Annotated in this window: 19 protein-coding genes; 4 read left to right on the top strand and 15 right to left on the bottom strand. The window is 74.7% G+C overall.

Annotation, left to right across the window (positions count from 1 at the left end):
- Positions 1–29: 29 nt before the first annotated feature.
- The 9 genes from I4I78_RS16240 to I4I78_RS16200 form a co-directional block, all read right to left on the bottom strand.
- Positions 30–293, bottom strand: a complete 264-nt coding sequence (locus I4I78_RS16240) for a hypothetical protein (RefSeq protein ID WP_218612165.1) — start codon at positions 291–293, stop codon at positions 30–32.
- Between the two features lie 238 nt (positions 294–531).
- Positions 532–1,320 (bottom strand): DNA repair protein RecO, encoded by a 789-nt coding sequence (gene recO / locus I4I78_RS16235; RefSeq protein WP_218612164.1) that lies wholly within the window; start codon positions 1,318–1,320, stop codon positions 532–534.
- A gap of 133 nt (positions 1,321–1,453) precedes the next feature.
- Positions 1,454–2,407 carry a GTPase Era gene (gene era, locus I4I78_RS16230; RefSeq protein ID WP_218612163.1) on the bottom strand — a complete coding sequence of 318 codons (954 nt, stop codon included), beginning with the start codon at positions 2,405–2,407 and terminating at the stop codon, positions 1,454–1,456.
- Positions 2,404–3,660: an L-2-hydroxyglutarate oxidase gene (lhgO, locus tag I4I78_RS16225; RefSeq protein WP_218612162.1), complete on the bottom strand. Its 1,257-nt coding sequence runs from the start codon at positions 3,658–3,660 to the stop codon at positions 2,404–2,406. The genes era and lhgO overlap by 4 nt, the downstream gene beginning before the upstream one ends.
- Positions 3,657–4,022 carry a cytidine deaminase gene (locus I4I78_RS16220; protein WP_218612161.1) on the bottom strand — a complete coding sequence of 122 codons (366 nt, stop codon included), beginning with the start codon at positions 4,020–4,022 and terminating at the stop codon, positions 3,657–3,659. Before I4I78_RS16220 ends, lhgO begins: the two co-directional genes overlap by 4 nt.
- Positions 4,009–5,484 carry a hemolysin family protein gene (locus I4I78_RS16215; RefSeq protein WP_218612160.1) on the bottom strand — a complete coding sequence of 492 codons (1,476 nt, stop codon included), beginning with the start codon at positions 5,482–5,484 and terminating at the stop codon, positions 4,009–4,011. Before I4I78_RS16215 ends, I4I78_RS16220 begins: the two co-directional genes overlap by 14 nt.
- Positions 5,481–6,026, bottom strand: coding sequence for an rRNA maturation RNase YbeY (gene ybeY / locus I4I78_RS16210; protein WP_218612159.1), 546 nt, complete (start codon positions 6,024–6,026; stop codon positions 5,481–5,483). The genes I4I78_RS16215 and ybeY overlap by 4 nt, the downstream gene beginning before the upstream one ends.
- A 144-nt stretch (positions 6,027–6,170) precedes the next feature.
- Positions 6,171–7,268, bottom strand: a complete 1,098-nt coding sequence (locus I4I78_RS16205; protein ID WP_374225879.1) for a PhoH family protein — start codon at positions 7,266–7,268, stop codon at positions 6,171–6,173.
- A 135-nt stretch (positions 7,269–7,403) separates the two neighbouring features.
- Positions 7,404–7,940 carry an isochorismatase family protein gene (locus I4I78_RS16200; RefSeq protein WP_218612158.1) on the bottom strand — a complete coding sequence of 179 codons (537 nt, stop codon included), beginning with the start codon at positions 7,938–7,940 and terminating at the stop codon, positions 7,404–7,406.
- Between the two features lie 108 nt (positions 7,941–8,048).
- Between I4I78_RS16200 and I4I78_RS16195 the strand changes: the two genes are divergently transcribed.
- Positions 8,049–8,825, top strand: a complete 777-nt coding sequence (locus I4I78_RS16195) for a hypothetical protein (RefSeq protein ID WP_218612157.1) — start codon at positions 8,049–8,051, stop codon at positions 8,823–8,825.
- A 4-nt stretch (positions 8,826–8,829) separates the two neighbouring features.
- Here the strand turns inward: I4I78_RS16195 and I4I78_RS16190 are convergent, their stop codons facing one another.
- The 4 genes from I4I78_RS16190 to hrcA form a co-directional block, all read right to left on the bottom strand.
- Positions 8,830–9,726 (bottom strand): S9 family peptidase, encoded by an 897-nt coding sequence (locus I4I78_RS16190; protein ID WP_218612156.1) that lies wholly within the window; start codon positions 9,724–9,726, stop codon positions 8,830–8,832.
- Between the two features lie 162 nt (positions 9,727–9,888).
- Positions 9,889–10,656 (bottom strand): 16S rRNA (uracil(1498)-N(3))-methyltransferase, encoded by a 768-nt coding sequence (locus I4I78_RS16185; protein ID WP_308252154.1) that lies wholly within the window; start codon positions 10,654–10,656, stop codon positions 9,889–9,891.
- A 5-nt stretch (positions 10,657–10,661) separates the two neighbouring features.
- Positions 10,662–11,828, bottom strand: coding sequence for a molecular chaperone DnaJ (gene dnaJ / locus I4I78_RS16180; RefSeq protein WP_218612155.1), 1,167 nt, complete (start codon positions 11,826–11,828; stop codon positions 10,662–10,664).
- An 82-nt stretch (positions 11,829–11,910) separates the two neighbouring features.
- Positions 11,911–12,930 carry a heat-inducible transcriptional repressor HrcA gene (gene hrcA, locus I4I78_RS16175; RefSeq protein WP_218612154.1) on the bottom strand — a complete coding sequence of 340 codons (1,020 nt, stop codon included), beginning with the start codon at positions 12,928–12,930 and terminating at the stop codon, positions 11,911–11,913.
- 143 nt (positions 12,931–13,073) lie between these two features.
- On the opposite strand from hrcA, the gene I4I78_RS16170 reads away from it, so the two are divergent.
- From I4I78_RS16170 to I4I78_RS16160, 3 genes are read left to right on the top strand one after another with little or no spacing between them, the layout of a single operon-like run.
- Positions 13,074–14,219, top strand: coding sequence for a hypothetical protein (locus I4I78_RS16170; protein ID WP_218612153.1), 1,146 nt, complete (start codon positions 13,074–13,076; stop codon positions 14,217–14,219).
- A 44-nt stretch (positions 14,220–14,263) separates the two neighbouring features.
- Positions 14,264–15,250 (top strand): ABC transporter ATP-binding protein, encoded by a 987-nt coding sequence (locus I4I78_RS16165; RefSeq protein ID WP_218612167.1) that lies wholly within the window; start codon positions 14,264–14,266, stop codon positions 15,248–15,250.
- The gene (locus tag I4I78_RS16160; RefSeq protein WP_218612152.1) at positions 15,247–16,095 is read left to right on the top strand and encodes an ABC transporter permease subunit; all 849 of its coding nucleotides are present in this window, start codon (positions 15,247–15,249) and stop codon (positions 16,093–16,095) included. Before I4I78_RS16165 ends, I4I78_RS16160 begins: the two co-directional genes overlap by 4 nt.
- Before the next feature lie 55 nt (positions 16,096–16,150).
- On the opposite strand, the gene I4I78_RS16155 is transcribed toward I4I78_RS16160, so the two are convergent.
- Positions 16,151–16,954: a lipase gene (locus I4I78_RS16155; protein WP_308252152.1), complete on the bottom strand. Its 804-nt coding sequence runs from the start codon at positions 16,952–16,954 to the stop codon at positions 16,151–16,153.
- Positions 16,955–17,066: 112 nt separating this feature from the next.
- Positions 17,067–18,251, bottom strand: coding sequence for a radical SAM family heme chaperone HemW (gene hemW / locus I4I78_RS16150; protein WP_308252151.1), 1,185 nt, complete (start codon positions 18,249–18,251; stop codon positions 17,067–17,069).
- Positions 18,252–18,497 lie beyond the last annotated feature (246 nt).

Below are 18,497 nucleotides of genomic sequence, written 5' to 3'. Positions count from 1 at the left end.
CTCCGGGTGCGGCGAGCCCGGGTGGGACCTCAGGCGTCGGGGTCGTCGCGCTCCGGCCACGCCGGGGCGTCCGGGTCGCGCTTCTGGTCGAACTCGAGGTAGCGCTGCAGGGCCTGCACGCCGCGGGACTCGCGGACGCGGTCGACCTCGGAGAGCGGGACGTCCTCGGGCCGGATCACCGGCAGCATCGGGATGGCCGGCCACGGCCCGTCGTCGGCGCGGCGGCGGACCTGCCGCATCGGGGTGGTGGTGCTGTCCGGCCGCGTCTCGGGCAGCTTCTCGGTGCGCGACACCGGCATCTGCTCTGTGCTGCTGCTCGTTCCGCCTGCGCTTCTCTCGGTTTCAGGCACCGGCAGCCGCTCGGTACGGGCGGTGGGGATCCGCTGGGTCTCGGCGGCGGGCCGCCGGTCCCCGGGTCGAGCGTCACCTGCGGTCACGTCTGCCTCCCGGTCGAGATCCATCACGAGGATTATCGAGGCCGGTCCGGTTCCGGTTACAACCGGGAGGGACACGATCGGGCGAGATCGGGGATCAGTGGTCGGTCACGACCGGGTCGGCGAGGTCCGGTCCGGCGCCGGGCCGCTCCCGCATCTGGCGCTCGACCAGCGGCAACGACCGCAGCTGCCGTTCCAGGTGCCACTGCAGGTGCGCGGCGACCAGGCCGCTGGCCTCGCGCCGCACGACCTGCACCGAGCCGTCCGCGACGTCCCAGTCGCCGTGCAGCAGCGCCTGCAGGAGCCCGAACGTCTCGGTGGCCGGGTACACCGACCCGGGCGGGCGGCAGCGCGGGCAGACCGCCCCGCCGCCGGCGACGGTGAACGCCCGGTGCGGCCCGGGCGCGGCGCAGCGCGCGCACTCCGACAGCGACGGGGCCCATCCGGCGTGGCTCATCGCGCGCAGCAGGAACGCGTCGAGCACGAGCGAGGGGTCCCGGGTCCGGTCGGCCAGCGCCCGCACGGCCCCGACCAGGAGCAGGTAGACCCGCAGCGACGGCTCGCCCTCCTCGGAGACGAGCCGGTCGGCGGTCTCCAGGATCGCGCAGCCGCAGCTGTAGGCGCCGTAGTCGGCGACGACGCCCGGCGCGAACGCGTCGAGGGTCTGCGCCTGGGTGATCACGTCCAGGCTGCGCCCGGTGTAGCACTGCACGTCGACGTGGTTGAACGGCTCCAGCCGTGCACCCCACCGGGACCGGGTCCGGCGCACGCCCTTCGCGACGGCCCGGACCTTGCCGTAGCGCCGCGTCAGCAGCGTGACGATCCGGTCGGCCTCGCCGAGTTTCTGCACGCGCAGCACCACTCCGGTGTCGCGGTACAGGGACATGCCCCAACCCTACGCAGTCCCCTCCCGCTCACCACGCCACCACGCTCCTCCCGACACCCGCGTTGTGGAGCCATGTCGCGACAGGGGCGCACCTGAGGCCTCATCAGGGCTCCACAACGCGGAAGAGCAGGGGTCAGAAGCCGAGCTTGCGGAGCTGACGGGGGTCCTGCTGCCAGTTCTCGGCGATCTTCACGTGCAGGTCGAGGAAGATCTTCGTGCCGAGCAGCGCCTCGATCTGGCGGCGCGACTCGGTGCCGACGTGCTTGAGCCGCGCGCCGTTCTTGCCGATCACGATGCCCTTCTGGCTGGAGCGCTCGACATAGATGTTGGCGTGCACCTCCAGCATCGGCGCGGCCTTCGGGTTGTCGTTCTCCCGCTGGTTCATCTCCTCGATCACGACCGCGATCGAGTGCGGGAGCTCGTCGCGCACGCCCTCCAGCGCCGCCTCCCGGATCAGCTCCGCGACGAGCGTCTCCTCCGGCTCGTCGGTGAGGTCGCCGTCCGGGTAGAGCGGCGGGCCCTCCGGCAGCCGGGCGACCAGCAGGTCCGAGAGCAGCGAGACCTGGAACCCGGACTTCGACGACGTCGGCACGACCTCGGCGAAGTCCATCAGCTTCGAGACCTCGGTCAGGCGCTCGGCGACGACCTGCGGCTCCACCAGGTCGGTCTTGGTGACGACGCCGAACACCGGGGTGTGCTGCGCGACCGAGCGCAGCTCGTTGACGATGAACTCGTCGCCGCGCCCGACCGGCTGGTCCGCCGGCACGCAGAAACCGATCACGTCGACCTCGGCCCACGTGGTGCGGACCAGGTCGTTGAGCCGGGAGCCGAGCAGCGTGCGCGGCTTGTGCAGGCCGGGGGTGTCGACGAGCACGACCTGGGCGTCGTCGCGGTGCACGATGCCGCGGATCGCGTGCCGGGTGGTCTGCGGCCGGCTGGACGTGATCGCGATCTTCTGCCCGACCAGCGCGTTGGTCAGCGTCGACTTGCCCGCGTTGGGGCGGCCGACGAAGCAGGCGAACCCGGACCGGAAGCCGTCGGGGACCTCGGCGAAGCCGCTGCCGAGACCGGAGACGGGGCCGCTCATGCGGCGCTCGTCAGGGGTCCGAGGGTGTCACCGGTGAGGCGTTCGAGGATCTCGCGCCCGATCGGCAGCGCCGCGGTCGCGGCCGGCGACGGCGCGTTGAGCACGTGCAGCACCGATCCGGCGCCGCTGCCCTGGTCCAGGAACAGGAAGTCGTCGACGAGCGTCCCGTCGGCCTTCACCGCCTGCGCGCGCACGCCGGCCCCGGCCGGGCTCAGGTCCTCGGCGCGGACGTCCGGGAGCAGCCGCTGGATCTGGCGGACCATCGCCGTCTTCGACAGCGAGCGCTGCACCTCGCCGACGCCGTAGCGCCAGTGCTTCCGGGCCACCTTGATCATGCCGGGGTAGGTGAGCGTGCCCAGCAGCTCCTTCGGCCGGACCGTGCGCCAGTCGTAGCCCTCGCGGGCCATCGCCAGCACCGCGTTCGGGCCGGCGTGCACGTGCCCGTCGACGCCGCGGGTGGCGTGCACCCCGAGGAACGGGAACGCCGGGTCCGGGACGGGGTAGATCAGCCCGCGGACCAGCGAGGCGGCCCGGTCGGAGAACCCGGTGTACTCACCGCGGAACGGGATGATCCGCACGCCCGGGTCGGCCCCGGCCATCCGGGCCAGCTCGTCGCAGCGCAGGCCGCCGCACACGACGACCTGGGAGCCCAGGACGTCGCCGCGGTCGGTGCGCACGACCACGTCGTCCACCCGGCGGGCGATCCCGGTGACCGAGCGGCCCAGGTGGATCTCGCCGCCGCTCTTCTCGACCAGCTCACCGATCTTCTCCGAGATCGAGCGGTAGTCGCAGATGCCGGTCGAGGGCACCCACAGGGCGGCCAGGCCCCGGACGTCCGGCTCGTGCTCGCGCATACCGTGCTCGTCGACGCGGTGGTTCTCCACCCCGTTGGCGTCGCCGCGGCGTTGCAGCTCGGCCATCCGCGGCAGCTCGTCGGGCTCGGTGGCCACGACGAGCTTGCCCGACACCCGGTGCGGCAGGTCGTGCTCGCGGCAGAACGCGACGGTCTCCGCGCAACCGGCCACGGCCAGGCGGGCCTTGTAGCTGCCCGGGGCGTAGTAGAGGCCGGAGTGGATGACGTTGGAGTTGTTGCCGGTCTGGTGGTTCGCCAGGCGCGGCTCGCGCTCGATCACCGCGACCGAGCGGCCGGTGCGCACCGCGGCGTGCGCGGTGGCCAGGCCGACGATCCCGCCGCCGACCACGACCAGGTCGAAGCGGGGGGTGGCGGGCACGGCGGCGGCTGCGGCGCTCATGCCGACACCCCCGCCAGCGTCGCGACGACGTCGCCGCGGGCGTCCGCGACGAGCACGTGCGCACCCGCGGTGAGCTCGCGCACCGCGGCGACGGACGCGTCGTCGGCGGTGCCGGCGTCGGTGACGACCGCGGCCGCCTCCAGGCCGGGGGCGCCGGAGGAGACCGCAGCGGCCACGGCGGCCTGCAGCGCGGTCAGCTCCAGCGACGGCAGCGCGACCGTGGCCGCGGCGTAGGTGCGGCCGTCGGTGTCGCGCACGGCGGCACCCTCGGCGGCGCCGACGCGGGCGCGGGCCGAACGGGCCAGCGTCACGATCTTGGCGTCCTCGGGGTCGAGGGCGGGGTCGGGCTCAGTGCCGGACATCGGTTCCTTCCTGCGGCGCGGGAACCTCGTCGGTTCCGACCGGCTCGCTGGGGTCGCTCTCGGCTGCATCGGGCACACGGTCACCGGTGTCGTGCCGGTCGGGGACACGGCTCGGGCGCATCCGTTCGTCGTCCTCCCCGGTGCCCTCGGGGTCCATCGGGGTGACCAGCACCGAGGTGATGCGGGTGCGGCCACGGGCGTCCTTGCCGCCCTCGCCGCGCAGGTGCAGGCCCGCCACCTCGGCCTCGGCGCCGGGAAGCGGCACCTTGCCCAGGCGCTGGGCGAGCAGCCCGCCGACGGTGTCCACGTCGGCGGCCTCGAGTGCCTCGCGCAGCTCGGCCTCGCGCGGGGTGCCGGTGTACTCGGAGGCGAAGAGCTCCTCGATGTCCTCCACCGGCAGCCGCGCGGCGACCCGCAGGGTGCGGCCCTCGGCCGGGGCGACGTCCGGGACCTCCTCGACGTCGTACTCGTCGGCGATCTCACCGACGATCTCCTCGAGGATGTCCTCGATCGTCACCACGCCAGCGGTGCCGCCGTACTCGTCGACCACGACCGCCATGTGGTTGCGGTGGCGCTGCATCTCACGCATCAGCTCGTCGCTGCGCTTGGAGTCCGGCACGAACGTCGCCGGCCGGATGATCTCGACCAGGGACGCCCGCGGGCGCTGCTCGCGCTCGGCCTCGTCGCGGGCCCGGACCAGGTCCTTGAGGTAGGCCAGCCCGATCACGTCGTCGATGCTCTCGCCGAGCACCGGGATCCGCGAGTAGCCGCTCTTGAGCGCCAGCCGCAGGACCTTGTCCACCGGGGTGTCGCGTTCGGTCCAGACCACGTCCGGTCGCGGGACCATGATCTCGCGGACCGGGGTCTCCCCCAGCTCGAACACCGAGTGGATCATCCGGCGCTCGCCCTCGTCGACGACGCCGCGGGTGCTGGCCATGTCCACCAGCTCGCGCAGCTCGACCTCGGTGGAGAACGGGCCCTCCCGGAAACCGGGGCCGGGGGTGATCGCGTTGCCGACCAGGATCAGCAGCTTGGACAGCGGCGACAGCAGCGTGCCCAGCGCGCGCACCGGGCCCGCCAGCAGCAGCCCGATCCGGTACGGGTGCTGGCGTCCGAGGGTGCGCGGGCCGACCCCGATCAGGACGTAGCTGACCACCACCATGATCACGCCGGCGAGCAGCACGCCGATCCACGGCGAGGAGAACTCCGGCGCGAGCGCCGAGACCAGCAGCACGGTCGCGGCGGTCTCCGCGGCCAGGCGCAGCAGGAGCAGCAGGTTGACGTGGCGGGGCCGGTCGGCGACGACGGCGGCCAGCGCCGTCGCCCCGGAGCGCTTGGCCCGCACCACCGCGTCCACCCGGGCCCGCGAGATCGACATCAGCGCGGCGTCGGCCGCGGCGAACAACCCGGCCAGCGGGATCAGCACCACCGCGATCACGATCAGCCACAGGGTCGTCGTCATGGTCGCGTGTCGTCCTCGAGCCCGGCCGCGCCGAGCAACCGGTCGTCGGTGCGGCGCTGGGCCTGCTGCGCCTCCGCCGCGGCCCGCCCGTCACGCCACTGGGCCAGCAGCTTGTCCTGCAGGGCGAACATCTCGCGCTCGTCGGCGGGCTCGAGGTGGTCGTAGCCGAGCAGGTGCAGCACGCCGTGCACGGTCAGCAGGTGCAGCTCGTCGGCCAGCGTGTGACCGGCCTTGCGGGCCTGGTCCTTCGCGAACGCCGGGCACAGCACGACGTCGCCGAGCAGCGACGGGCCCAGGTCGGGGGCGTCCGGGCGGCGGCTGTCGTCGGCCAGGGAGTCCATCGGGAACGCCATCACGTCGGTGGGGCCCGGCTCCTCCATCCACCGCTCGTGCAGCTCGGTCATGGTGTCCAGGCCGACCGCGGTGATCGCGAGCTCGGCAGCCGGGTTGACGCGCATGGCGTCCAGGGTGAAACGGGCGACGGAGACGACCAGCGACTCGTCGACCGTGACACCGGACTCGTTGATGACCTCGATGCTCACGGCGGTGGATGACCCCTGGGACGTCTGGTGTTCGCGGCGGATGCCCGGCACGGGCCGGGGGCTGGCGCGCCCCCCGTGTACCCGGCCACCAGCGTAGTCGCCACCGGAACGCCCGCGGTCAGCTCCCCGGGGCCGCCGCGCCGCTCACCGCCGCCGACCCGCCTGCCGTGCCGATGGCGGACCGTTGCGCGGGGCCGTGTTGCCGGCCGAGATCGCGGCGCGGCGCTGGCTGGCCGCGTCCCACCGGGCGTAGGCGTCGACGATGTCGCCGACCAGGCGGTGCCGCACCACGTCGGCGCTGTCCAGCGTCGCGAAGTGCACGTCGTCGACCCCGTCGAGGATCTCCCGCACGACCTGCAGGCCGGACTTGGCGTTGCCCGGCAGGTCGATCTGGGTGACGTCGCCGGTGACCACGATCCGGGACCCGAACCCGAGCCGGGTGAGGAACATCTTCATCTGTTCCGGCGTGGTGTTCTGAGCCTCGTCCAGGATGATGAACGCGTCGTTCAGGCTCCGGCCCCGCATGTACGCCAGCGGTGCGACCTCGATCGTCCCGGCCGCCATCAGCTTCGGGATCGACTCCGGGTCCAGCATGTCGTGCAGGGCGTCGTAGAGCGGGCGCAGGTACGGGTCGATCTTCTCGAACAGCGTGCCGGGCAGGTAGCCCAGCCGCTCGCCGGCCTCGACCGCGGGCCGGGTCAGGATGATCCGGTTGACGGTCTTGGCCTGCAGCGCCTGCACGGCCTTCGCCATCGCGAGATAGGTCTTGCCGGTGCCGGCCGGGCCGATGCCGAACACGATGGTGTTCGTGTCGATGGAGTCGACGTAGCGCTTCTGGTTCAGCGTCTTCGGCCGGATGGTCTTGCCGCGCCGGGACAGGATGTCCAGGCTCAGGACCTCGGCCGGGGACTCGCCGAGGCGCTCCCGGTCGTCGGCGCCCTCGTCGGAGAGCATCTCGACGGTCCGGCGCACGGCGTCGCCGGTCACCTGCTGGCCGCGCTCGGCCAGCGTGATCAGCTCGGTGAACACGCGCTCGGCGAACGCGACGTCGGCCGGCACACCGGAGAGGGTCAGCTCGTTGCCGCGTACGTGCACGTCGGCGGTGAGGGCGTCCTCGGCGATGCGCAGGCTCTCGTCACTGGAACCGAGCAGCGCGAGCAGTGCGGCGTCCGGCACGACCATGCGGGACCGGACCATGCCGTCCCGCGCGTCGAGGGGGCCGCCGGGTTCGGTTCCGGTCAAGGGTGCTTCTCGCCTGCCTTCGGTCTCTGCCCGTGGGGGGACGACGGCGATGGTACCGATCCGCACCGACACTGCCCATCTCGTTGCGCCCGGGTCCGCGCCGGACCCCGGTGCGCGGTGTACCCCGGGTGACGCCTACTTGATCAGCTTCTGGACGTCGCGGAAACGCGGGTGGTGGGAGTCGGCGAGCCACTCGAAGAGCACCATCTCGGTCGTCACGACCTCGGCGCCGTGCTCGCGGGCGCGCGCCAGCGCGGCCGCGTGGCTGGCCGGGGCACGGGACCCGACGGCGTCGGCGACCAGGACGACCCGGTGCCCCCGCTCACACAGGCCGATCACCGTCTGCAGCACGCAGACGTGCGACTCGGCGCCGGCCACGACGATGCGCTCGGCGCCCCCGGGCGGCAGCAACGAGTCGAAACCGGGCTCGGACGTCGCGCCGAAGGCGGTCTTGGCCAGCACCATCTGCGGGTGGGCGGCCAGCTCGTCGACCGTGTGGCCGAGCCCGTCGGGGTTCTGCTCGGTGGCCGCGATCGGGATGTCGAGCATCCCGGCGGCCTCGGCGAGCCGGACGGCGTTCGCCACGACGAGCAGGCCGTCGTGGATCGCCGGCATCAGCCGTTTCTGGAGGTCGACCAGCAACAACAGGGACCCCGCGGCGTCGACGAGCACGACGCCATCCTAGGCGGCGGCCTATGCTCGGGTCACCACAGGCGAGCGCCCCGGACCCCGGCGAACGCGACGTTTCGGCCGGACCGACGGGGGAAACCACACCGGTACATGGACGCCGAGAAGAAGAGAGCGTGCCGGGCTGCGGCGTGCCACCCCTGGACCGACCTCGCCGACCCGGCCCTGCGGGGGCGCAGGGTCCGCACCGTCGAGCTCAAGTTCCTGGTCCCCGAGGCCAGCCACGAGGCCGTCCTCCGCGCTCCCATGGTCGACCGCCGCAACGTGCGCCTGCGCCAGGTCTGGTACTTCGACACCCCGGACCTCGTCCTGCGGGAGAGCGGGCTGATCCTGCGTGCCCGGCGCAACCGGCGCGGCGACGACGACGCGGTGGTCAAGCTGCGCAGGCCACGCCCGGTCCCGCTGCCGGGGCGCGTCCGGCGGTCGCCGAACCTGCGGGTCGAGCTGGACGCGCTGCCCGGGATGTCCTGGTGGTCGGCGGCCCTCGGCCGGACGCTGTCACCGGCCGCGATCCGCTCGGCGCTGCGGGGCAAGCGGTCGCTGAGCTCGCTGTTCTCGGCCGAGCAACGCGGGTTCCTCCGCGGCCACGCCGAGCACCGGGTCGACCTGGACGGCCTGAGCGGGCTCGGCCCCATCGAGGTCGCGCGGCGGCGCACCACGCCCCGCAACGGCGGGCCCGGTCTGGTCGTCGAGGACTGGACCTACCCGGACGGGTTCCGCCTGGTGGAGGTGTCGGCGCGCTGCCGGATCGACCGCGTGGCGCGGGTGGCCACCGCGGCCCGGAACTTCCTGACCGAGCAGGGCGTGGACCCGCACGCCGACCAGCGGACCAAGACCGGCGTGTCGCTGGAGCGCTTCGCCGGGAAGTGAGCGCTCAGCCCGCGGAGACCCGGTCCAGTCCGGCGGTACAGGCCTTCCAGGCCGGCGACGCGACGTCGATCAGGTCGAAATGGTCCGCGCCCTCGACCCGGACGAGCTCGGCGCGGTCGCCCGCGGCGACCGCCCGCTGCACGAAGCGCTCGCTCTGCACGATCGGCACGTTCGCGTCCGCGGTGCCGTGCACGCACACCGACGGCACGCCCAGCGGCGTCCGCTCGGCCGGGGAGCCGATCGTGTAGCGCTCGGGGACGTCGGCCGGTCCCCCACCCATCAGGTCCACCACGGCGCCCGCGCCCAGGTCGGCGCCGTCGACCAGGTCCAGAACCCCGGCCTGGGCCACGACGCCTGCCACCCGGATCCGCGGTGCACCTCCCGGGCTGCCCGGCGGCAGCCCCGGCCGGCCCGCGAGCCAGGCCGCGAGGTGCCCGCCCGCGGAGTGCCCGAGCGTGTAGACCCGGCCGAGGTCGAGGCGGGTGCTGCCGACCGTCGCCAGGTGGTCGAGGGCGAGCGCGGCGTCGTCGAAGGTGGAGGTCCAGCCCCCGCCGCCGCCGACGCGCCGGTACTCGATGTTCCAGGTCGCCCACCCGGCGCGGGACAGGTCGGCGGCGAGCGGGCGGCCCAGGGACAGGTCGTAGCCCGAGCGCCAGAACCCGCCGTGGACGATCACGACGATGCCGCGCGCGGCCCCCGAGCCGGCCGGTTCGGTGAACTCGCCGAACTGGCTGGGGTCCGAGCCGTAGGCCCGCCGCTGCGGCGCAGGCGTCGGCGCCGGGGTCGCCGACGCGCCGGGGCCGCGGCCCGCGGGCTCGGAGGCGCCGCAGGAGGCCAGGACCGGGGCGGCGGCGAGTGCCCCCAGCGAGAGCAGTGACGCGCCGAGGCGGCGCCGGCTCATCGGACGGCCCTCCCGCGTGCCGACGGGCGACAGGGCGGCCGTGGACGCGCCCGGTGCGCTGTGATTCGGGTCATGCACGGGCGGATCATGGCACGTCGGCCCGGGTGGCGGCAGTGGTCGTCACCGGGTCGGTGTCACCGGGTCGATGTCACCGTGTCGGTATCACCGGGTCTCGATCGCCGGGGCCCAGCGCGCGGTCCGGGCGCCGAGGGCACCGAGGGCGACGCAGGCCGCCGTGGAGGCGCGCAGCACCTCCGGACCCATCCGCACCGTCCGCGCGCCGGCGGCGGTCAGGGCGTCCAGCTCCCGGTCGTCGATCCCGCCCTCGGGGCCGACCACGAGCAGCACCGTGCCGGCCCCGGGCAGCGCGACGTCGCGCAGGCCCTCGGTCGCCGACTCGTGCAGCACCAGCGCCAGGTCCGCGCCCCGGACGCGGCGCGCCAGCCCGGCGGTGTCCACCGGCTCGGCGACGTCCGGGATCCACGGCCTGCGCGCCTGCTTGGCCGCCTCGCGCACGGTCGTCCGCCAGCGGGCCAGCGCCTTGTCCCCGCGCGGGCCGGACTCCCAGCGGGCCACCGAGCGGGCCGCCCGCCACGGGATCAGCTCGTCCGCACCGGCCTCGGTCGCCGTCTCCACGGCCAGCTCGCCGCGGTCGCCCTTGACCAGCGCCTGGGCGACCGCGACCCGCACCGCGGGCGCCTCGCTGCGGCGCACCGGGCCGACGTCGAGCATCAGCGAGTCCCGGCCGGACTCCCCCGCCACCGCCTCGGCGACGGCACCGCGGCCGTCGGAGACCAGGACTCGCTCGCCGGGACGGATCCGCTTCACCGTCGCCGCGTGGCGTCCCTCGGGCCCGGCCAGCTCCAGCGGCCCGCCGGACGCCGGCAGCTCACCCAGGTCCTCGGCCAGGAACAGCGGCAGGGTGCTCACGGGGGTCAGCGGCCCCAGGTGTCGCGCAGGCGGGAGAACAGGCCGTGGCCGTTGCGGGCGCCGCCGACCAGGTCGGGCTGCTCCTCGCCGCGCAGCGTGGCCAGCTGGCGCAGCAGGTCGGTCTGCTCCTTGTCCAGCTTCGTCGGCACCGCGACCTCGACGTGCACCATCAGGTCCCCGGCACCGTCCACGCGCCCGGTCGAGCGCAGCCGGGGCATGCCCTTGCCGCGCAGCGTCCGCACCGTGCCGGACTGGGTGCCGCCCTCGATGTGCAGCTCCTCGATCGAGTCGTCGAGCAGCTTGAGCGGCAGCGTCGCGCCCAGTGCGGCCGCGGTCATCGGCAGCGGGAGCGTGCAGTGCAGGTCCGCGCCGTCCCGGGTGAAGATCTCGTGCGGGGTCTCCTCGACCTCGACGTAGAGGTCGCCGGCCGGACCGCCGCCGGAGCCGACCTCGCCCTGCCCGGCCAGCCGGACCCGCATCCCCTCGGCCACCCCGGCCGGGATCCTGACAGCGACCGACCGGCGCGAGCGCACCCGTCCGTCGCCCGCGCACTGGCGGCACGGGTCCGGGATGACCTCGCCGAAGCCCCGGCAGGTCGGGCACGGCCGGGACGTGACGACCTGGCCGAGGAACGAGCGCTGCACGCTCTGGATCTCGCCGTTGCCGCCGCAGGTGTCGCAGATCGTCGGGCTGGTCCCCTCCGCGCACCCGGAGCCGGTGCACTGGGTGCACAGCACGGCGGTGTCCACGGTCAGGTCGCGCTGCACGCCGGTGGAGCACTCCTGCAGGCTCAGCTCCATCCGGATCAGCGCGTCCGCACCGGGCTGGACCCGGCTGCGCGGGCCCCGGCCGCGGCCGCCACCGGCGGCGTTGCCGAAGAACGCGTCCATGATGTCGCCGAAACCGCCGAAGCCCCCGCCGAACGGGTCGCCACCGCCGCCGCCCCCGCCGCGCGGGTCCATCGGGTCGCCGCCCAGATCGACGATGCGGCGCTTCTCCGGGTCGGTCAGCACCTCGTATGCGGTGCTGACCTCGCGGAAGCGCTCCTGCGACGTAGGGTCCGGGTTGACGTCGGGATGGAGCTCCCGAGCCAGACGCCGGTACGCCCGCTTGATCTCGTCCGGCCCGGCACCGCTGTCGATGCCCAGGATCCCGTAGTAGTCGCGTGCCACCTGGCTGTTCCCTCTTGGTCCTTCGTGTAGAGCTGCCGCGGCGGAGTCTCGGCCGGGCCGTGCACAATGAGCGCGATCTCGTCTAACGCCCCGTCAGGATCTCACCCACGTACCGGGCGACGGCATCCACCGCCGAGATCGTGCCGGGATAGTCCATCCGGGTCGGTCCGACGACGCCCATTCCGCCCAACGGCGTCCCCGAGCCGTACCCGACGGTCACGACCGAGGCGCCGCGCAGGTCCTCGGCCTCGTTCTCCTCGCCGATCCGCACCGTGACCAGGCCGGAGTCCTGCGAGGAGGCCAGCAGCCGCAACACCACGACCTGCTCCTCCAGGGCTTCGAGCACCTGTCGCAGCGAGCCCGGGAAGTCGGCGTAGTTGCGGGTCAGGTTCCCCGTGCCGCCCAGCACCAGGCGCTCCTCGGGGTGCTCGACCAGGGTCTCGATCAGCACCGTGGCCAGCGTGGTGAGCGGGGCCTGCAGGTCCGGCGGCCCCGCCTCGACCAGGTCGGCCACCGCGGCCGAGGCCTCGCCGAGACGCTGACCGGCCAGAGCACCGTTGAGAAGGTCGCGCAGCCGTGCGACGTCACCCTCGGACAGGACGTCACCCAGGTCGACGACGCGCTGGTCCACCCGCCCGGAGTCGGTGATCAGCACCAGCATCAGCCGGGCCGGGGTCAGGGCGACGACCTCCAGGTGACGCACCGTGGAGCGGGTCAGCGTCGGGTACTGCACGACGGCGACCTGGCGGGTGAGCTGGGCGAGGAGACGGACGCTGCGGCGCAGCACGTCGTCCAGGTCGACCGCGCCCTCGAGGAACGTCTGGATCGCGCGCCGCTCGGCCGAGGACAGCGGCTTCACCGCCGCGATCCGGTCCACGAACTGGCGGTAGCCCTTGTCGGTCGGGATCCGGCCCGCGCTGGTGTGCGGCTGGGCGATCAGGCCGTCCTCCTCCAGCACCGCCATGTCGTTGCGCACGGTCGCGCTGGAGACGCCCAGGTTGTGCCGGTCCACGATCGCCCGGGACCCGACCGGCTCCTGGGTCGAGACGTAGTCCGCGACGATCGCGCGCAGGACGGCGAACCGTCGGTCGTCGGCGTTCATCTCCGCGGCACCCCCCGTCGTCTCGCCGTACCGCTGCTGTGGGCCGTCGTCCAGTCTAGGCCGTGTCGCGGGTCATGGTCGTGCCCCGCGGGGCCGCTGCGCGCGGGGAACCCCCGGGCCCGGGCTGTGGCACCGTGGAACGTGTGCCTCCTCCGCGCCGTTTCGGCCGCCGCGCGCTGCTGGTCGGTGCCGGTGCCGCGGCGCTGGTCGCGGCCGGGACCGCCGAGGGCTGGCTGCCCGCCACGCCCACCGCGGGCGCCGCGGAGCCGACCCCGGAGCAGCTGCGCGACGCCGTGCTCTCCGGTGTCGTGCCGCACACCGGCCTCGCGGAGAGCACCGGGGGGCTCGGGCTGCCCGACATCCCGCGGCTGGAGAGCGCGTCCGCGCTGCTGTCCACGACCACCCGGATCCGGGTGCAGGTGGCGGCCCGGGACCGCTGGCGGATCGACCAGCTCACCCCGGCCGGCGAGATCGACACCTACCGCCTCGGCGACACCGAGTACCTCTGGGACTACGGCGGCAACCGGCTGACCACGATCCGCGGGACCGCCCCGGTCCGGCTGCCGCGCGCCTCCGACCTCGCGCCGTCCGACCTGGCCCGGCGGCTGCTCGGGATCACCGCGACCGAAGCGGTGTCCGCGTTGCCGCCGCGACGGATCGCCGGGTACGCGGTCCCGGGGATCCGCGTCGTCCCCGCCGACCCCGCCGGCACGGTCGGGCGGATCGACGTCTGGGCGCTGCCCGGCCCGGCCGGGACGCCCGCGCTGCCGATGGCCGTCGAGATCGCCGCGAAGGGCGCGGCCGGGCCGGTGCTCTCCACCGCGTTCACCTCGGTCGAGGCCGCGCCGCCGTCCGGTCTCGCGCTGCGCCCGGACGTCCCGCCCGGCGCCGAGTCGGTCTCCGCCCGGCCCGGCGACCTGGCCGGGGTGCTGCGCGGGCTCGGCGCCCCGCCGCCGCCGGACTCGCTGGCCGGGCGGGCGCGGGTCGAGCTGCCCGGCTCCGACGAGGGCGCCCTGCCCGGCATCGGCGTCTACGGGACCGGGGTGAGCCGGTTCGTGCTGGTCCCGGCCGGGCGCGACGTCGCGCGCCAGATCATCGGCGGGGCCGGTGCCGCGGGCGGCGTTCCGATCGCCGGGTTCGCGCCGGACCGCGCCGTGCGGGTGGCGACGCCACTGCTCGGCCTGGTCGTGGTGCGCCGGCGCGGCGGCGGGTTCCTGCTGGCCGGGACCGTGGTGCCGGACGTGCTCGAAGCGGCCGCGACGGAGCTCGTCCCCGGGGTGCGGCGGTGAACGCGCCGCGGGTGCCGGGGGACGCCGGAGCGGACGACGGACCGGTGATCCGCACCGAGGGACTGACCAAGCGCTTCGGCCGGATCGTCGCCGTGGACGGGGTCGACCTGCAGGTGCCCGCCGGGTCCCGTTTCGGGTTGCTCGGGCCGAACGGCTCCGGCAAGACGACGATGGTCCGGATGCTGCTCGGCCTCGTGCACGCGACGTCCGGGACGGCCCAGGTGCTGGGCGAGCCGATGCCCCGGGCCGCGGCGAGCGTGCTGCCCCGGGTCGGTGCGCTGGTCGAGGGCCCGGCCGCGTGGCCGGGCCTGCCCGGGCGGTCCAACCTGCGGATGCTCGACGCGGCCGGTACCCGCGGCGGTCTCCTGGTGCGTCCGGGGGCGCGGCGGCGGCGCGTCGAGGAGGCGTTGGAGCAGGTGGGCCTGGCCGGGGTCGACCGGCGCCCGGTGCGGGCCTACTCGCTGGGCATGCGCCAGCGCCTCGGCATCGCCGCGGCCCTGCTGCGGCGCCCGCCGCTGCTGATCCTGGACGAGCCGACCAACGGCCTGGACCCGCGCGGCATCGGCGAGATCCGCAGGCTGCTGGTCTCGCTCAACGCCGGCGGCACCACCGTCGTGCTGTCGAGCCACCTGCTCTCCGAGGTCGAGGCGCTGTGCACCCGGATCGGCCTGATGGACGCCGGACGGCTGGTGCTCACCGAGGACATGGACGTCCTGCGCGCCCCGACCGGCCGGGTCATCGTGCACACCCCCGACCCGGACGCCGCCGCGCGGCTGCTCGGCGGCGTCGTCGAGGAGCGCGCCGGCACGACGGTCACCGTCCGGGCGGACGACCCGGCCGGGCTGAACGCGCACCTGGTCTCCCGCGGCGTGGCCGTGACCGGGCTCGAGGTCGAGCGCCGGACGCTGGAACAGGTGGTGCTGCAACGCTCCGGCTCCGGCGCGGACCGGTTCGACCCGGCCCGCAACGGGCGGTCCCGCGCCGCCGACGACGACCGGTCCGGCCCGTCGACCGAGAGGATCGTCCGGTGATCGGCGTCGAGCTGGCCCTGATGCTGCGCAGACGGCGCGTGTGGATGTGCTGGGCGTTGCTGTGCGCGCTGCCCGCGCTGGTCGCGGTACTGGTGTCCGCGACCGGCCTGGCGCCCCCGCCCGGCCGTGGCGCGGCGTTCCTGTCCGCGGTCACCACGAACGGCCAGATCTTCCCGGCCGCGGCGCTGGCCCTGGTGCTGCCGGTGTTCCTGCCGATCACCGTCGCCGTCGTCGCCGGGGACACCGTGGCCGGCGAGGCCTCCACCGGGATGCTGCGTTACCTGCTCGTCCGCCCGGTCGGGCGGCTGCGGATGCTGTTCGCGAAGCTCGTCTCGGTGGCGGCGTTCGTGCTGCTCGCGGTCGCATTCGTGACGGTCACGTCCTACGTCGTCGGCATCGCCGCGTTCGGGTTCGGCGGCACGACCACCAGCGGCGGCACGGCCGCGGTGACCGGTTTCGGCGCGGTGCCGTCGCTGTCCGGGCCGGTGATCGAGCCGGTCGACCTCCTCACCCGCACGCTGCTCACCGTCGGCTACCTGGGTCTGTGCATGCTCACCCTCGGCGCGATCGGGATCTTCTTCTCCACGCTGACCGACTCGCCGTTGGCCGCCGCGCTCGGCGTGCTGGCGGTCGTGGTCACGAGCGCGTCGTTGCAGCCGCTGGAGGCGGCCGGCGCGGTCGAACAGTTCCTGCCCACGGCGCACTGGCTGGCCTGGATCGACCTGTTCCGCGATCCGATCCTCTACACCGCGGTCGACCGCGGTGCGCTGGTCCAGCTCGGCTGGATCCTGGTCGCGTTCGGCGCGGCCTGGGCGAACCTGGCCACCAAGGACGTCACGAGCTGAGCGCGCCGGTCCACGCCTCGGCCGCGCGCCCTCAGAACCGGCCGGCCGCGCGCCCTCAGGCCCGGCCGGCCGCGCGCAGGGTGCCGCAGTCGGTGGGGGCCGCGGTGATCGGCGCCGGGGACAGGGCGCGCAGCACCAGGCCGGTGACCGCCTCGTCGGTGGGCAGCGCGGAGTGCGAGACCCGGGCACCGGTGCACAGCTGCTGGAGCTCGACGTTCGTCGCGCCGTCGAGGCGCGCGGAGTCCGGCGGGGTGACCGTCTCGTCGTCGGTCGTCCACAGCGACAGCCACGGCACCTCGGCCCCGACCCGGTCGGCGTCGAGCTCGGTGAGCAGCGACGAGCCGGGCGCGAGCTGGCGGCAGGCCTGCGGGCAGGCGTCCGGGGCGAACGTCGAGCCGAGCGTGGCCAGCGTCGTCCCGTGCAGCGGCGAGCCGAGCGTGACGACGCGGCGGGCTTTCGCCGCACCGTCGTCGCGGGCCGCCCACAGCCCCGTGACGACACCGCCCGCCGAGTAGCCGACGACGTCGACCGAGGGCGCGCCGCCGGCCAGCGCGGCGTCCACGGCGGCGTCGAGCACCTCGACCTGGCGGTTCAGGTCGCCGGTGCCGTCACCGTCGAGGCGCAGCACCTGCGTCTGGCGGCCGGTGGACTGGATCCGGCCGGAGAGCTGCAGCAACCCGGACCGGCTGCCCCCGTAGCCCGGTACCAGCAGCACCGTCCCCGGCCGGTCCTGCGCGACCGGCCCGCCGCCGCCGGACATGCCCCGCGCCCCGAAGACCGACACCAGCACCGCGACGACCACTACCGCGACCACGACGAGCGCGAGCACCCCGACCAGCAACCGCCGCCGAGGGCTCACCGCCCGCCCCCACCCCGTCGCCGGCCCGACTTCGCACACCGGATGGCGTCCTCGCACAGGTTCGAACCTGTGCGAGGACGCACGAACCTGTGCGAGGTCGGGACGGGACGGGTCACCGCGGCACCGGGACGGCGGTCAGGACGTCGGTGATGACTCGGTCGGCCAGGAGGCGGCCGCGGGGGGTGAGGACGGCCCGTCCGGTGTCGAACGGGTCTCGCTCGAGCAGGCCGTCGTCGCGGGCGAGGGCCGCCGCGCCCCGTCCGGGGCCGTCGAGCATGTCCAGCGGCAGGCCCTCGGCCAGGCGCAGGCGCAGCATGACCCGCTCGGTGTAGCGCTCGGCGGCGGTCAGGTCCTCGCGCCCGGCCTCCGGGGTCTCGCCCGCGGTGAGCGCGGCGGCGTAGCGGGCCGGGTGCTTGACGTTCCACCAGCGGGAGCCGGCCAGGTGCGAGTGCGCGCCCGGCCCGAGGCCCCACCAGTCGCCGTCGCGCCAGTAGCCCAGGTTGTGCCGGCACTCGGCGTCGGTCCCGGGCACGGACCAGTTCGACACCTCGTACCAGCGCAGACCGGCCTCGGTCAGGCGCGCGTCGAGGATCTCGTAGCGGGTCGCGGCGACGTCGTCGTCCGGGGCCGGCAGCTCGCCGCGGCGGACCCGGCGGGCCAGCGCCGTGCCGTCCTCGACGATCAGGGCGTACGCGGAGACGTGGTCGACCCCGCCCTCGAGCACGGCGTCGAGCGAGCGGTGCAGGTCGTCGTCGGTCTCGCCGGGGGTCGCGTAGATCAGGTCGAGGTTGACGTGCCCGATGCCGGCCGCGCGGGCCTCGCGCGCCGCCTCGACGGCGCGGCCCGGCGTGTGCTTGCGGTCGAGCACGGCCAGCACGTGCTGCGCGGCGGACTGCATGCCCAGCGAGACGCGGGTGAACCCGGCCGCGGCGAGCCCGGCGAAGAACTCCGGCGACGTCGACTCCGGGTTCGACTCGGTCGTCACCTCGGCGCCGGGGGCGAGCGGGAACTCCGACCGGACCGCGTCCATCACCAGGCCCAGACGCTCCGCCCCGAGCAGCGACGGCGTCCCGCCGCCGACGAACACGGTCTCCACCGGCCGCTCCCCCACCGTCGCCGCGGCCAGCGCGAGCTCCCGGCGGACGGCGTCGAGCCAGCCGTCCGGGGACGCGCCGGAGCCGTCGAGCTCGGAGGCGGTGTAGGTGTTGAAGTCGCAGTACCCGCACCGGCTCGCGCAGAACGGCACGTGGACGTAGATGCCGAACGGCGGCTCGGCGGATACGGCGGGAGGTGGCACGACATCCGAGTGTGCCAGTCCTCGAGGGGCTTCCCGCCGGGACGCCGTCTGTGAATCGCCTCCCACCATGCGGGCACGCGCTGGCTTCGGTCCGGACACCCGTGGCAATCTGGTGCCGTGACTTCGCTCCGTCTGCGCCTCGTGGCCCGCCGCCACGTCGATCTGGCGCGGACCGACAGCGCGCTCTGTCTGCTCTGACGCGCGAAGCGAACTCGAACGCCCTCTCCGGCGCACCCCCGTTCTCGA

Origin of the sequence: Pseudonocardia sp. KRD291 (assembly GCF_019263595.1) — a bacterium.
GTDB lineage: Bacteria > Actinomycetota > Actinomycetes > Mycobacteriales > Pseudonocardiaceae > Pseudonocardia.
This window is presented reverse-complemented; position numbering and strand designations above follow the sequence as displayed.